The sequence below is a fragment of the Bacteroides sp. D22 genome (assembly GCF_000163675.1).
In the GTDB taxonomy this organism is placed as follows: domain Bacteria; phylum Bacteroidota; class Bacteroidia; order Bacteroidales; family Bacteroidaceae; genus Bacteroides; species Bacteroides xylanisolvens.
Window position 1 is genome coordinate 41,508 of sequence record NZ_GG774816.1, and the last position, 15,425, is coordinate 56,932.

Genomic DNA, 15,425 nt, shown 5'->3' on the forward strand with positions numbered 1-15,425 from the left:
AGATTTGAATAAGGATGAAGAAAATACTTTTACTATTACTCATTTTTGTATCCGGTTGCACGGGTGTAGTTGCGCAACAGTTTGATTATGGCAAGATAGCGCCTCATCCCCGGTTGTTATTGCCGGCGGGAGGAGAAGAAGCCATCAGGAAAGCCATTGCGGAGTATCCCCCGTTGGCCACTGTTCACCAGCGGATCATGGAACTTTGCGACCGGACACTTACGGAACCACCTGTGGAACGTATCAAAGAGGGCAAACGCCTGCTGGCGATTTCGCGCATCGCATTGAAGCGTATCTACTACCTGTCCTACGCTTACCGTATAACGGGAGAACGGAAATACGCTCTCCGTGCGGAACAGGAGATGCTAGCCGTCAGTCGTTTCACCGACTGGAACCCCACTCATTTCCTAGATGTGGGTGAGATGGTAATGGCATTGGCTATCGGTTATGACTGGCTGTATGACTCTTTGCAGTCCGACACTCGCCGGGTGGTGCGCGAAGCAATCATCGCGAAAGGCTTCGACGCGGCAAAGAACACCCGTCATGCCTGGTTCTATACAGCCAAGAACAACTGGAATTCCGTATGTAATAGTGGATTGGCGTATGGCGCGCTGGCTCTTTTTGAAGAGATTCCGGAAGTATCGAAAGGCATCATTGAGAAATGTATGGAGACAAATCCGAAAGCGATGGTAGGTTATGGTCCCGACGGAGGTTATCCCGAAGGGTTCGGATATTGGGGGTACGGGACAAGTTTTCAGGTAATGCTCATTGCTGCGCTCGAAAGTGCTTTCGGCACAGACAATGGGCTCTCCCAAGCCCCCGGTTTCATGGAGTCTGCCCGTTTCATGCAGTATATGACGGCTCCGGGTGGAGACTGTTTCTGTTTCTCGGATTCTCCGGTAGAGGCGGAGTGCAACATGATGATGTTTTGGTTTGCAGGCAAAGCGAAAGACCTTTCCCTGTTGTGGATTGAACGTCAGTATCTCGACCGGCCGGATATGCCGTTTGCCGAAGACCGTTTACTGCCCAGCCTGATGGTGTTCTGTTCGCAGCTCGATTTGAAGCATATCGGCAAGCCGAAGAAAAACTTTTGGTTCAGTCGAGGAGATACGCCTGTGTTTATCTACCGTGGCGGATGGGACAGCAAGGAAGATACCTATCTGGGAGTGAAAGGCGGTTCGCCTTCTACCTCTCATGCGCACATGGATGCCGGTTCGTTTATCTTCGAGAGAGACGGGGTGCGTTGGGCGATGGACTTGGGTATGCAGAGTTACATTACGCTCGAAAGTAAGGGAGTAGACCTGTGGAATATGTCGCAGAACGGACAACGCTGGGAAGTATTCCGGCTAAGCAATATCGCTCACAACACCCTGACGATTAACGGCGAACGCCATTTGGTAAAGAGTAATGCTCCGATCACCCGTACTTTCGAGTCGAAGAAACAGAAAGGGGCGGAAGTAGACCTGTCGAGTGTGTTTGCCAACAGCGTGAAGAAAGTCGTCCGCACCGTGATATTGGATCAGAAAGACCATCTGGAAGTAACCGACCGGTTGGAGACGGGGGACAAGGAAGCTGCCGTATCCTGGATCATGGTCACTCCGGCGGAAGCCAAAATAACGGGCAAGAACCGGATGGAATTAACCAAAGACGGACAACGGATGCTATTGACGGTAGATGCCGATACGGAAGTAGAAATGAAAACCTGGTCGAACGTGCCCCCGCATGAATATGATTTCCGCAATCCGGGAACCATCCGCGTGGGTTTTGAGACGGTGATTCCTGCCAATCGTGCCTCGCAACTGAAAGTACGACTTATTCCTTTGAAGTAGTAATACAAATAAATTCATTGAACCATGAAAACGATTCTTTTTAAAACAATCATCATAGCTTTCTTTGTAGGAACAGCCGTTAGTTGTTCCGATGAAGATGAGAACAGATTCCGTCCGGGATCTACCCATGAGAAACCGAATCCCACGGAGCCGGAGGGCGGACTGGATTATTCCAAACTGACTGCGGACAATCATCCCCGCCTGTTGATGAACGCCGAGGCCTTCACTGCGTTGAAAGCCAAAGTGGATGCCAATTCGAGTGCCAATCTGACCTTGCTCCATAATACCATTATGAGTGTATGCAACAGTAAAGGGATGAACGCCACGGCACTGACTTATAAATTGGATGCCAGCAACAAACGTATCCTCGATGTGTCCCGCGACGCGTTACTGCGTATTTTCACCTGTGCTTATGCCTACCGGATGACCGGCGATGCCAAATACCTGACTAAAGCGGAAACGGATATGAACGCTGTCTGCAACTTTCCCGACTGGAACTCGAAACGCCACTTTCTCGATGTGGGCGAAATGGCTACAGCTGTTGCATTCGGCTACGACTGGCTTTACAACGAACTAAGTGCAGCCACCCGTACGAAAGCGGCCAACGCACTGTTGAAGTTTGCCTTCCAACAGGCACAAGATAAGAACTGGAACCTCAACTTCTACGAAGCCACCAACAACTGGAACCAGGTTTGTAATGGCGGACTGGTTTGTGCGGCACTGGCTTCCTATGAAAACAATCCTTCCGAAGCAAAGGACATGATTGAAAAGGCGTTAGAATCCAACAAACCTGCATTGGAAGTGATGTATTCTCCCGACGGCAACTATCCGGAGGGCAGCGGTTACTGGTGTTACGGCACGCTCTATCAGGTATTGATGCTTGCCGCCCTCAACAGTACGCTTGGCACGGATAACGGGCTTTCCGATACACCGGGATTCTCCAAGACGGCAGAGTATATGCTGTATATGACAGGCCTGAACAGTAAGTTCTTTAATTATTCTGATTGTGCCCCCTCTTCTACCGCGGCATTGGCTTCGTGGTGGTTTGCCGATAAATACAGTAATCCGTCCTTATTATATAATGAGCTGAAAATGCTGAAGAACGGCGAATACGCTTCTTGTGCCGAAAACCGCCTGTTGCCGATGATTATGGCGTTTGCCAATAATCTGAATCTGGACGCAATCTCCGCTCCTTCCAATAAACTATGGAGTGGAAAAGGGGAAACGCCCGTGGTGATGGTACATACCGACTGGACATACACCGATACGGACAAATATCTCGGAATCAAAGGCGGCAAGGCAGGTTCGAGCCACGGACACATGGATGCCGGTTCGTTTGTATACGACGCGTATGGAGTACGCTGGTCGATGGATTTCGGTCTGCAAAGTTATACAACGCTCGAGTCGGTATTAGCCGGCTTAGGTGGTAATCTTTGGGATATGGGACAGAACTCGATGCGTTGGGATGTATTTCGTTTGAATAACTTGAATCATAGCACGATTTCAATTAATGACGCCCGTCACCGGGTAAATGGGGCGGCTACGCTGACTACTACTATCAATACCGCTACGGAATTGGGAGCCACTTTCGATCTGACAGAAGTTGTGTCCGATCAGGCTGCGTCCGCTACCCGTACCGTGAAAATCGTGAACGATAAAGATTTAGTGGTTATGGATGAGATCAAGGCAAGAACGGATAAATCCGCCAAAGTGCGTTGGTGTATGGTGACGCCTGCCGTTCCGACGGTGGAAAGTAACCGCATCGTACTAACGAACGGAAGCAAAGTGATGTATCTCACAGCCAGCGGAAGCGTGAAGCCTACCTACAAGCAATGGAGTACCACCAGTGAGAACTCTTATGACCAGGCTAATCCGGGCACCTATATGGTCGGCTTTGAAGCAACGGTCACCGCCAATCAGACCGCCACATTTACCACAACCCTGTCCCCTAAATAAAAAAGAATGGAACGTATGAGAATCCTATTAATATCTATACTCGGACTTTTGACATTGGCCTCCTGCACGAAGCAGGAGCCGATGGAGGCATTGATTGACCGTGTATTTGCCGTTGCGGAGCAACAATACACGACTATGGACACCCGCCTGACAGAAAAGACACTTCCCCGCACGCTCTCTGCCGACGGTGAGTTTGTTCCCTCAAATATCTATTGGTGGTGCAGCGGCTTCTATCCCGGTTCCCTTTGGTATATCTACGAATATACCCGGAAGGACGCAGTGAAAACACTGGCCGAGAAGAACACGCTGAAACTCGACTCTATACAATACGTGACCAGAGATCATGATGTCGGTTTCCAGTTGAATTGCAGTTATGGCAATGCTTTCCGGCTGACAGGTAATGAGGCTTATAAACAAGTGCTCTATCAGGGCGCCAAGTCCTTGTCAACCCGCTTCAATCCTGCTGCCGGTGTGATTCGTAGCTGGGACTTTGTGCGCAAAGGCTGTGACTGGAAGTTCCCGGTGATTATTGACAATATGATGAATCTTGAACTGCTGTTGTCCATGTCGAAAGCCTATGCCGACGACTCTTTGCAGAACATTGCCTGTACGCATGCCAATACCACTATCCAGCATCACTTCCGGGATGATTATTCCACGTATCATCTGGTGGATTATGACCCTGAAACAGGTGCAGTGCGCGGCAAGCAAACGGTGCAGGGCTTCTCGGACGATTCCTCCTGGAGCCGCGGACAGGCATGGGCCTTGTATAGCTATACGATGATGTTCCGTCTGACGGGGTATCAGAACTATTTGCTGCAAGCCGGGCATATTGCCGATATGCTGCTCCGTCGTTTGCCTGCCGACGGTATTCCTTACTGGGATTTCGACGCTCCGGTAGAAGAACAGACTTATCGGGATGCTTCCGCAGCGGCTATCATGGCCTCCGCCTTTATTGAGCTAAGCCGTTATATCCCCGGCACGGACGCCAAGGAATCTTATCTTGCCATGGCAGAAAAGCAACTCCGTACGCTTGCCTCGAAAGAGTATCTGGCAGAACCGGGTACGAACGAATGTTTCATCCTGAAGCACAGCGTGGGTGCACTTCCTGATAAAAGCGAAGTGGATGTCCCCCTGACGTATGCCGATTATTACTTTTTAGAAGCATTGCTGCGGTATAAGAATTTACAAAAATAAGACTAATACAATATGATTATGAAGAACTTATATATAAATATGGCATTTATCTTCGTACTGCTGCTGATAACTGCCTCCTGTTCGGACAAGGATGATTCGGCTCCGCGTGTCATCCCCACCATGAACCTAACAGTTTCGGAGATTGCGGACAATACGGCTCTGATTACTTCCGAACAGCAAACAGGTACTACATTCGGAGCGAAAGTCATTGATTTCTATCCGGTGGCCGACATCGGCTTTGACTATAACATTGAAGTGAAACTGGTGAAATTCGTAGAAGAGAACGGAGAACCCGTATCTCTGCCCTATACGCGCAAAATCACTGAAGGATTACGTCCGGGGGTGAATTACATCAGTGCGATTATCGCCTATAATGCCGAAGGGCGTGCCGTGTGTTCCGCTTTCCAGACCTGGAAAGCTTCAGGAACGGAAGGAGCATGGAGTGACGGCGGTTCTGCCGGTGATCTGGAAGAGAATGAATGGTAAAGAATGGTGTAACTCAAAAGAATGAATGGTATGAAAAATAGATTATTTGCAATAGGTGCAATGATTCTCATGATGACAAGTTGCACGCAGGACGAACTTATTTCGTCCGATAACGGCAAAGAACCGGCAACGGCAGGTTCATGTCTGACGTTGGTTGGACTCTCGTCTCCGCAGACACGTGTTTCTATCGGTGACAAAACAGGTGACGTTTATCCGGTGCTCTGGAGCGAAGGGGATGCCTTGGGTGTTTTCTCCCGTACGGCAGGGACCGACATCAATAATGTGCAGTCTTTATTGAGTGATGAGTCGATCGGGCAGAACTCCGGCGTCTTTACTTCGGACGACGTGAAGATGGCGGAAGAAGGAGCTACGGAACTTCTTATTTACTATCCTTACCGGGCAAGTACGGAACTGGCCGAAAATGGCAACAAGATTACTTCTACCCTGTCTGTTGAGCAGGAACAAAGCCGTCCCGGCGATAGCCATCATATTGGAAAGTATGGTTTTGCGTTTGCCAAGGCTACGGTCAGCAGTCCGGATATGCTTGCTAAATTTACGTTGAACCATGCGATGGCGTATGTGAAGTTCAGCATCTCATCCCAGGAGCTTTCTACGTACAAGCTAAAGAGTGTTTCTTTATATGACAAGGAGACAAAAACTCCTCTTTCCGGTGTATTCACAGCAGATTTGGATACGGACGAACTGACCTACGGTACAGATGTGAAACCGTATGCCACTGTTTCACTGACTACTCCCGAACTGCTCGCTTCCGCACAGGATATATACCTGACTACATATCCTGCCGATTTAAGTGGCAAAGAAGTGTACATTGTCATCACTTTGGAAAATGACCAGCAGACTGTTACCATTCCTATTCTCAAAGAAGGAAAGCAACTGAAAGCCAATGCTGTCAATACGATTGCTGTCAACAACCTGAAACTTTCGGATAACTCCTGCGAATGGTATGAGCCGGTAGAGACACGTTTATTGGCAGGAGGATGGGCTTATGGCGAGTCCAACTGTCTGTTGACGAATATTTCTACCAGTGGCGTGAGCAATACGATGAGTGTGAAAGCACGTGGTAACTTTATGGAAGTGGAAGAACCCAAGTATGCCAAGACTATTCTGGGTTGCGATTTGAACGTTAATCATAAGATGATTGCCGTGAATGGCTCTACTACGGACATCTCCCCGATTGGCAGTGATTACAATATTACGATCAACACCTATAAAGTAAGCGGAGGCTATGACGGCGGTTGCGGTCAGGTGGCTATCTATGGAGCGGATCAGACTACCGTCATCTGGAGTTTTATTATCTGGATGACCCCTACTCCGGCAGAACATCCTTATGGTAATACGGGATATGTAGTGTTGGATCGTAATCTGGGTACTTATATGACGTGTGAAGGAGACAACTGGAAGCAAAACGGTGTTTACTTCCAATGGGGACGTCCTACGCCGGTCGGCTGGTCGGGAACCGTGGGTACTAATATACCTACCGAAGCCACCAACGTCCGCTTCTCTATAGAAAATCCCCGTGCGTTGCTTTATACTAATAATGTGGAGAATACAAAATCCGACTGGTATCTGGGTGCATGGACCGGTGCACGTACCGATCGTAAAGATGACTTCTGGGGCAACCCGAACGAATCGAGCACTTATCTCAATCCTTCTGACGGTCATAAATCTATTTATGATCCTTGTCCGAAAGGTTACCGGGTTGTATCTCCTCGTGTATTGGATGAGATAGAGCAGAAAGGAGAATTTGTGAAACAGAGCGCAACTGCGGTATTTAAATATTGCTATGACGGTACGAATTACGCATATTGGCCGTTGGCAGGTTGTAAGTGGGGTTCCAACGGCGGTAATAATGGCAACAATACAGGATTGGATACCGCTAAGGGTGCCGCTTGCTATTGGTCTAACTCATCGGCTAGCAGTTATGGAAATGACAAGGATCAGGGAGCTACTTCTCTGTATTATAAAGTCTCCGATAAGACCTGGACACATTCCTCCGGTCGTTCTCATGCATTCTCCGTGCGTTGTATGAAAGATACCGAGAATCGTTGATTCTCTTCATGGATTCTCTTCATTGAGAATATGAAATAGAATTCCCCGTTATATGAAAGTTTCTGCCTGTCTCCGGATACAAGGTACTTTCATATAACGGGGAATCTGTTCTGTTTTTAAGATATTCACGAAAAAAGGAAAGAAAGAAAAGGGCCAAACAGAAAATAAACTGCATGAACAATTGCAAGAATATGCATTATCTCTCTTTATCTTGTATTTATTTCCTTGAAATATGCACGATATGGTGTAACTAAACCATCCGTTTGCCGTAATCAAACCCTCCGTTTGGTTTAAACAAACCGTCCGTTTGCTATAATCAAACCATCGGTTTCTTTTAAAGGAAGCTAAACTTGGTTTTTGAAGAGGATATATTGAGCTGGTTTGTCTTTTTCTACTGCCTATTTATAAATAGCAATCTGATATATCCTTTGTGATATGATAGCTATTTATGCTTTTGATTAACTGCTTTTATTGTAACTTGTTTGCTAATAATGCCTATTTTGTGTTATTTGCGAAATCTGTAACTCTAAATGGAGGGCGTTTTTCATGAAGTGCAAGGAAGGGCTCGAAATATAAAGAGCAGGATAGGTAAAATATACAATTCTTCATGTTGGCACTTCTTTCAGCAATCAATGTCTTTCCTTTATAAGCATGTATCTCTTTTAAATCACCATATATGGTGAAAAGCATGATAGTATGCTTTAATACTATGCTATTTATGTGCAAATTCACTGTATATGGTGAATTTACTTGTTTTTATACTAAAAAGATTCTATCTTTGTGAGAAAGTTTCTATATATGGTGAATTATGGATTTAATAGAGATAGGAAAACATATTCGCGAAAGGCGTAAGGAGTTGGGGTTGGATCAGTCTACGTTGGCCACTCTTGCAGGAATAGGGATTAACGCTTTGGTCCGCTTGGAACGTGGAAGTGGTAATCCCCGCTTCGATGTTCTTTTTAATGTCCTGAAAACTTTAGGACTTAGTATTCATATTCAATAATAGACACACATATGAGTCGATCTGCCAAAGTCTATATAAAAGGTATTTATGCCGGTCTGTTAACAGAAATAGATCGTGAACACTATTCATTCTGTTATGATACGGACTATTATAATAATCCACAACTCCCAGCTGTCTCACTGACCATGCCCAAGACACAGCAGGAATATACCTCTTCCTATCTTTTCCCTGTCTTTTTTAATATGACATCTGAAGGGGATAATCGGATTATTCAAGCTAGAAACTTGCATATTGATGAAGAGGATGATTTTGGTATTCTTCTGGCTACTGCCCATACAGATACAATCGGAGCAATAACAATTAAAAAAATGTGATAATGGAAACTGATATTCATATTTGTCCCTCACTTTTACGGGAGACTGGTGGAGAAAGCGGATATTCACCCAAAGCCTTGAAGCAGCTTTCTGATGGGAAAAATATATCTTGTGAATTACCTTACAGGCATTTTGACGATAATGTCGGTATTGATCTCTTCAATAACAATAGCAAACGCATATCCGTTTCTGGAGTCCAGATTAAGTATTCTTTAGTTGCCGATGACGGGATATTGCGATTGACCAAAGAGGGAGAACAGGGCGAATTCATATTAAAGCCTGTTCCCAATAATCTCCGTAACAAGGAGTTTTGTCCTGCCAACGAACATTTGACAATGCAGATAGCTGCGCAAGTATATGGGATTCCGACAGCTCCTAATGGATTATGCTTTTTTCAGGACGGAACCCCTGCTTATTTTGTACGACGTTTTGATTTGTCGGAGAAAGGAAAGTTACAAAAGGAGGATTTTGCTTCTTTAGCCGGGCTTACCAGGAAAAATGGAGGTTCCGATTATAAATATGACAATCTGGCCTATGAAGAGTTTGCAGGAATTATAGATAAATACAGCTCTGTCCCCCAAGTGGATAAATTGCGTTTTTTTGAACTTATCTTGTTCAACTTTGTCTATTCTAACGGCGATGCCCATTTAAAGAACTTTTCTTTATTGGAAGAGAAGAAAGGAAGATTCCGCCTATCTCCTGCTTACGATTTATTGAATACTCATCTCCATATAAACGATGGTATCTTTGCCATGAGCAAAGGTTTGTTTGTTAATCCTGAACCGGATTATTTCGGTGGTGCATCGGCGGTTACTGGGAAGACTTTTTATCACTTTGGCTTAAAAATAGGTCTACCCGAGCGTTTGGTAAACTCTTGTCTCGAAAAATATAGTAAGATATATGAATTGACTGATCAACTGATTGAACATTCTTTTCTCTCTAAAGAATTGAAAAAGCAATATAGACTTATGTATAAGTCAAGAGTCGGGAGCTATCTTAGTGTTATTGAGTAATAATGTGCACATTATTACTCTTTTTTTATATTAAGATGAACAAGATCCCCAAAAAGATTTGTCTAACATAAGAATCTGTTCTTTTTGTCATTCTTCTTTTCTGTTCCGATAATTGGCCGGTGATGTTCCCAAATGCGCTTTTACGTATTTCCCGAAAAAGGACTGATTGGGGAAGTTGAACTCTTCCGCAATTTCCTTGATAGACTTTTCCGAACGTTTTAATCGGTATTTGATATGCTCCACGGTAGTTTCGTTAATCAAATCCAACGGAGTCCTGCCACATGCCTGCTTGATGACTTTCGAGAAATGCTTCGGAGTATAACAAAGCTCGTTGGCAAAATAACTCACCGAACGGTGCATACCCTTGTCCTTCGATAACAGTTCCATGAACTTCCGCAAAATGTAATTCACCTGTTTGATGCCTTCTTTCGAACCTTCCGTATTGCCGGCGGCTTCCATTTCCTTGTGAAGCTGTCCCAGCATTTCGCAAAAGATAGCGGAAAAGAGATATTGCATCACTTCTTTGTGGTAGCAATGAGGCTCATCGTTTATCTTGGCTATAATTAAATCCCGGTAGAATCCGAAGAAAGTTTTATCCTCCCCGTTGCCAACCGACTTCACCGGATTGTTGTGGATATGAATGGCAGTATTCCACGTTTTCCTTTTCCATTTTAATAATACGTTGCAGGAAACGGGTAGAGAATCCGGCAAGCCTGACTTTATATTTAGGACTAAGCATCGTATGGCTGATAATCGTGTTGGGCAGACCGAGCAGCAGCTCGCCCGCCTGCAACTTATAGGTCCGGTAGTTGACGTCCAGCTGGATGCACCCTTCTATACAAACCGCGATGAGAAAACAATTCAGTTTGATTGTATCATTACTATAAGGAGTCCCCTCCAGACTGTTGACTATCGCAAAGTCATCATCGATATAATCAAGGACGTGCTGACTGTCCTTAAAATCCTCTATATCCACCGTAATAATGTTCTCTTTTTCCATGTTCTTTCCTTTTTTACTTTTTGCAAAGTTGGTGAATAATCGGGAAAACAGAATGTCCCATACTTCTTCAGATTTGTTTGATATGTCGTTTATTGCCAAATAGTTAGCTATAATAAACGTAAATGGCGAAAATAGGACATTTATGGAGGGAAATTGGTCACTCTTGCCTTGTTCTTTTCTCCTACTTTTGTCCAGGATTTAACAAAAGACCAAAAGAGAAAGTATGATTACAGTAAGCAAAAAATGGATACGGCTGATAGGGATTGTCGGTTGTACAGTGTGGATGGCATCTTGCAAGCAAGCATCGGATGCGGGAGTGAAATCTTCTTCTTATGCAGTAATGCAGATAGAAGCGGTGGATAAGGAATTTTCTTCTTCCTATTCGGCGAGCATACGTGGGCGGCAGGATATTGATATTTATCCGCAGGTGTCGGGAACGATTGAGAAACTCTGTGTGACCGAAGGGCAAAAAGTACGCCGCGGGCAATCGCTTTTCATTATCGACCAAGTACCTTACAAGGCCGCACTCAAAACTGCCATTGCCAATGTGGAAGCAACACGTGCCGCACTGGGTACTGCCGAACTGACCTACAAGAGCAACAAAGAACTGTATGCGCAGAAAGTAGTTTCGGAATTTAGCCTGAAAACGGCCGAGAATTCTTATCTCACCGCCAAAGCTCAACTGTCGCAGGCCGAAGCACAAGAGATCAGTGCCCGCAACAATCTCTCTTATACCGAGGTGAAAAGTCCCAGTGACGGAGTCGTAGGTGCGTTGCCTTATCGTGCAGGCGCATTGGTAAGTGCCAATATGCCCTATCCGCTTACTACGGTCAGCGACAACTCGGATATGTATGTCTATTTCTCCATGACCGAGAATCAGTTGCTTGCCCTCACCCGCCAGTATGGCGACATGGACGAAGCCTTGAAGAACATGCCGGAAGTGGAATTGCGCCTCAATGATAATTCGGTTTATGATAAGAAAGGTGTCATCGAATCCATCAGCGGCGTCATCGACCGGCAAACGGGTACTGTGGTGGCGCGCGTGGTGTTTCCCAACGAATCGCGGTTGCTTCATAGCGGAGCCTCGGGCACGGTGGTAGTGCCGAGCATTTATAAAGACTGTATCGCCATCCCGCAGACGGCCACCGTGAAGATGCAGGATAAGACGATTGTATATAAGGTAGTGGACGGGAAGGCTGTCTCTACCCTGATAACAGTGGCCGAAAACAATGACGGACGCGAATATGTGGTGCTGGACGGACTGAAAGCAGGTGATGAAATCGTATCGGAAGGCGCCGGACTGGTGCGCGAAGGCACGCAAGTTAAATAAGAAGGAGATTGATTATGAAAGGAAATGTGTTTATAAAACGGCCGGTGATGGCTATCTCCATCTCTGTCCTGATTCTGGCCATAGGGCTTATTTCGCTCTTCACGCTGCCGGTGGAGCAATATCCTGACATTGCGCCTCCAACGGTATATGTAACTGCCAGTTATACGGGTGCCGATGCCGAGGCAGTGATGAACAGTGTCATCATGCCACTGGAGGAGAGTATCAACGGTGTGGAAGACATGATGTATATCAGTTCCAGTGCTTCCAATGCAGGTTTGGCTATTATACAGGTTTATTTCAAGCAGGGCACAGACCCCGATATGGCGGCAGTCAACGTGCAAAACCGTGTGGCTAAAGCGCAGGGATTGCTTCCGGCTGAAGTAACGAAAGTCGGCGTCAGCACAATGAAGCGGCAGACCAGCTTCTTGCAGATTGGTGCTTTGGTCTGCACGGACGGTCGATACGATCAGACGTTCCTCGCCAATTATCTGGACATCAATGTCATTCCCCAGATTAAACGTATCGAGGGAGTGGGAGACGTGATGGAGCTGGGCGATACGTACAGTATGCGTATCTGGCTGAAACCGGAACGGATGGCGCAATACGGACTGGTTCCGTCGGACATTACCGCCATATTGGGTGAACAGAACATCGAAGCTTCCACCGGTTCACTGGGCGAGAGTTCGAAGAATGTTTTCCAGTTTACAATGAAATATCGCGGACGTCTCAAAAGCGTGGAAGAATTCCGGAACACGGTTGTCCGTTCGCGGGAAGACGGTTCCATACTTCGCCTGCAAGATGTGGCAGAGGTGGAGTTGGGTACGATGACGTATAGTTTCCGCAGTGAAATGGACAGTCAGCCGGCCGTTCTTTATATGATATTCCAGACAGCCGGTTCCAATGCTACCGCTGTCAACAAAGAAATCACTGCGCAGATAGAGCGGATGGAGAAGAATCTGCCGGCAGGAACGGAGTTCGTCACGATGATGAGTTCCAATGACTTCCTTTTCGCTTCCATACACAACGTGGTGGAGACGCTGATTATCGCCATCATTCTGGTCATCCTCGTGGTCTATTTCTTCTTGCAGGATCTGAAGAGTACGCTGATCCCCTCCATCTCTATCATTGTGTCGTTGGTAGGTACGTTTGCCTGTCTGGTGGCTGCGGGCTTCAGTCTGAACATCCTGACGCTGTTTGCATTGGTGCTTGCCATCGGTACGGTGGTGGATGATGCCATTGTGGTGGTGGAGGCCGTGCAATCCAAGTTCGATGCCGGATATAAGTCTGCCTATCTTGCCACGAAAGACGCAATGGGCGACGTGACGATGGCTATTGTCTCCTGTACCTGTGTATTTATGGCTGTGTTTATTCCTGTAACCTTCATGGGAGGTACTTCGGGCGTGTTCTATACACAATTCGGTATCACGATGGCAACTGCCGTAGGTATTTCGATGATTTCGGCTTTGACGCTCTGTCCCGCTTTGTGCGCCATCATGATGCGTCCGTCGGACGGAACCAAGAGCGCCAAGAGCATCAACGGACGGGTACGTGCAGCTTACAATGCTTCGTTCAATGCCGTATTGGGTAAATATAAGAGAGGTGTGATGTTCTTCATCCGCCATCGCTGGATGGTGTGGACTTCACTGGCTTTTGCCGTTGCCTTGCTGGTTTACCTGATGAGTACCACTAAAACGGGACTTGTGCCGCAGGAAGACCAAGGTGTCATTATGGTGAATGTCAGCATTTCACCGGGAAGTACGCTCGAAGAAACCACGAAAGTGATGGACCGCTTGGAAAATATTCTAAAAGATACGCCTGAAATAGAACACTATGCCCGCGTAGCAGGATACGGACTGATATCCGGTCAGGGAACTTTGTACGGTACGATTATTATCCGCCTGAAAGACTGGAGCGAACGAAAGGGCAAGGAGCATAGCTCGGATGCTGTGGTGTCCCGCCTCAACGGACAATTCCAGGCGATAAAGGAAGCGCAGGTATTCAGCTTCCAGCCTGCCATGATTCCGGGTTACGGTATGGGTAACTCCCTCGAACTGAACCTTCAGGACATGACGGGTGGAGAACTGGCTACGTTCTATGAAGCGGCTATACAGTTCCTCGGTGCTCTGAACGAGCGTCCGGAGGTAGCGATGGCTTATACATCGTATGCTATCAACTTCCCGCAGATATCGGTGGAAGTGGACGCTGCCAAATGTAAGCGTGCAGGAATTTCGCCGAGTGCAGTGCTCGATGCAGTGGGCAGTTATTGCGGTGGCGCGTATATCTCCAACTATAATCAGTATGGTAAAGTATATCGTGTGATGATGCAGGCTTCGCCTGAATACCGCCTCGACGAGCAGGCACTGAATAATATGTTTGTACGCAATGGTACGCAGATGGCTCCGGTGAGCCAGTTCGTGGCGCTGAAGCAAGTGCTGGGACCGGAAACGGCCAACCGTTTCAATCTTTACAGCACCATCACCGCCAATGTGAATCCTGCCGACGGTTACTCCTCCGGCGAGGTGCAGAAAGTGATTGAAGAAGTGGCTGCACAGTCTTTGCCGGCAGGCTACGGATATGAATATGGTGGTATGGCACGCGAAGAAGCAAGTAGCGGTGGTGCGCAGACGGTTTTCATTTACGCCATCTGTATCTTCCTTATCTATCTGATTCTGGCCTGTCTTTACGAAAGTTTCCTCATACCGTTTGCCGTTATCTTCTCCGTGCCGTTCGGACTGATGGGGTCGTTCCTTTTCGCCAAAATACTCGGGTTGGAGAATAATATCTATCTGTAGACGGGTGTGATTATGTTGATCGGTTTGCTGGCTAAGACGGCCATTCTGATTACGGAGTACGCCATAGAACGTCGCCGCAAGGGAATGGGTATCGTGGAGTCTGCCTACTCTGCCGCACAAGTCCGCTTGCGTCCTATCCTGATGACGGTGTTGACAATGATCTTCGGTATGCTTCCGCTGATGTTTTCCTCCGGTGCAGGTGCCAATGGCAACAGTTCGTTGGGTACGGGTGTTGTGGGCGGTATGGCTGTCGGGACACTGGCATTGCTCTTTGTCGTTCCGGTTTTCTACATCATCTTTGAGTTTTTGCAGGAGAAAATCCGTAAACCGATGGAAGAGGAACCAGATGTGCAGGTGCTTTTAGAGAAAGAAAAGAGTGAAGTTGAACGCGAACGTAAATAAATGAAAGAAAGA

At 46.7% G+C, this 15,425-nt stretch carries 9 protein-coding genes and 2 pseudogenes; 10 read left to right on the forward strand and 1 reads right to left on the reverse strand.

The window, feature by feature from the left end; all coding sequences use genetic code 11:
* The first annotated feature begins 14 nt into the window (after window positions 1–14).
* The 8 genes from HMPREF0106_RS06225 (at window position 15) to HMPREF0106_RS06190 (ending at window position 9,889) form a co-directional block, all read left to right on the forward strand.
* The gene (locus HMPREF0106_RS06225) at window positions 15–1,829 is read left to right on the forward strand and encodes a heparinase II/III family protein (protein WP_009040676.1); all 1,815 of its coding nucleotides are present in this window, start codon (window positions 15–17) and stop codon (window positions 1,827–1,829) included.
* Window positions 1,830–1,853: 24 nt separating this feature from the next.
* Window positions 1,854–3,785, forward strand: a complete 1,932-nt coding sequence (locus HMPREF0106_RS06220; protein ID WP_009040677.1) for a heparinase II/III family protein — start codon at window positions 1,854–1,856, stop codon at window positions 3,783–3,785.
* Between the two features lie 15 nt (window positions 3,786–3,800).
* The gene (locus tag HMPREF0106_RS06215; protein ID WP_032851566.1) at window positions 3,801–4,982 is read left to right on the forward strand and encodes a glycoside hydrolase family 88 protein; all 1,182 of its coding nucleotides are present in this window, start codon (window positions 3,801–3,803) and stop codon (window positions 4,980–4,982) included.
* Window positions 4,983–4,994: 12 nt separating this feature from the next.
* Window positions 4,995–5,468, forward strand: coding sequence for a hypothetical protein (locus HMPREF0106_RS06210; protein WP_009040679.1), 474 nt, complete (start codon window positions 4,995–4,997; stop codon window positions 5,466–5,468).
* Between the two features lie 30 nt (window positions 5,469–5,498).
* Window positions 5,499–7,538: a fimbrillin family protein gene (locus HMPREF0106_RS06205; protein WP_032851567.1), complete on the forward strand. Its 2,040-nt coding sequence runs from the start codon at window positions 5,499–5,501 to the stop codon at window positions 7,536–7,538.
* An 808-nt stretch (window positions 7,539–8,346) separates the two neighbouring features.
* Window positions 8,347–8,541, forward strand: a complete 195-nt coding sequence (locus HMPREF0106_RS06200) for a helix-turn-helix domain-containing protein (protein WP_004316118.1) — start codon at window positions 8,347–8,349, stop codon at window positions 8,539–8,541.
* 11 nt (window positions 8,542–8,552) lie between these two features.
* Window positions 8,553–8,876, forward strand: coding sequence for a HipA N-terminal domain-containing protein (locus tag HMPREF0106_RS06195; protein WP_004308471.1), 324 nt, complete (start codon window positions 8,553–8,555; stop codon window positions 8,874–8,876).
* A gap of 2 nt (window positions 8,877–8,878) precedes the next feature.
* Window positions 8,879–9,889: a type II toxin-antitoxin system HipA family toxin gene (locus HMPREF0106_RS06190; RefSeq protein WP_004308472.1), complete on the forward strand. Its 1,011-nt coding sequence runs from the start codon at window positions 8,879–8,881 to the stop codon at window positions 9,887–9,889.
* Window positions 9,890–9,976: 87 nt separating this feature from the next.
* Here the strand turns inward: HMPREF0106_RS06190 and HMPREF0106_RS06185 are convergent.
* Window positions 9,977–10,889: pseudogene (locus tag HMPREF0106_RS06185) on the reverse strand (helix-turn-helix domain-containing protein).
* A 223-nt stretch (window positions 10,890–11,112) separates the two neighbouring features.
* Here HMPREF0106_RS06185 and HMPREF0106_RS06180 point away from each other — a divergent pair.
* Together HMPREF0106_RS06180 and HMPREF0106_RS06175 are read left to right on the forward strand one after the other, a co-directional pair.
* The gene (locus HMPREF0106_RS06180) at window positions 11,113–12,219 is read left to right on the forward strand and encodes an efflux RND transporter periplasmic adaptor subunit (protein WP_009040681.1); all 1,107 of its coding nucleotides are present in this window, start codon (window positions 11,113–11,115) and stop codon (window positions 12,217–12,219) included.
* A 14-nt stretch (window positions 12,220–12,233) separates the two neighbouring features.
* A pseudogene (locus HMPREF0106_RS06175) lies at window positions 12,234–15,413 on the forward strand (efflux RND transporter permease subunit).
* The last annotated feature ends 12 nt before the right edge of the window (window positions 15,414–15,425 follow it).

Excerpts from the sequence above, each read along its gene's own strand:
- HMPREF0106_RS06225 (WP_009040676.1), top strand. The coding sequence starts at position 15 with ATGAAGAAAATACTTTTACTATTACTCATTTTTGTATCCGGTTGCACG.
- HMPREF0106_RS06220 (WP_009040677.1), top strand. The coding sequence starts at position 1,854 with ATGAAAACGATTCTTTTTAAAACAATCATCATAGCTTTCTTTGTAGGA.
- HMPREF0106_RS06215 (WP_032851566.1), top strand. The coding sequence starts at position 3,801 with ATGAGAATCCTATTAATATCTATACTCGGACTTTTGACATTGGCCTCC.
- HMPREF0106_RS06210 (WP_009040679.1), top strand. The coding sequence starts at position 4,995 with ATGATTATGAAGAACTTATATATAAATATGGCATTTATCTTCGTACTG.
- HMPREF0106_RS06205 (WP_032851567.1), top strand. The coding sequence starts at position 5,499 with ATGAAAAATAGATTATTTGCAATAGGTGCAATGATTCTCATGATGACA.
- HMPREF0106_RS06200 (WP_004316118.1), top strand. The coding sequence starts at position 8,347 with ATGGATTTAATAGAGATAGGAAAACATATTCGCGAAAGGCGTAAGGAG.
- HMPREF0106_RS06195 (WP_004308471.1), top strand. The coding sequence starts at position 8,553 with ATGAGTCGATCTGCCAAAGTCTATATAAAAGGTATTTATGCCGGTCTG.
- HMPREF0106_RS06190 (WP_004308472.1), top strand. The coding sequence starts at position 8,879 with ATGGAAACTGATATTCATATTTGTCCCTCACTTTTACGGGAGACTGGT.
- HMPREF0106_RS06180 (WP_009040681.1), top strand. The coding sequence starts at position 11,113 with ATGATTACAGTAAGCAAAAAATGGATACGGCTGATAGGGATTGTCGGT.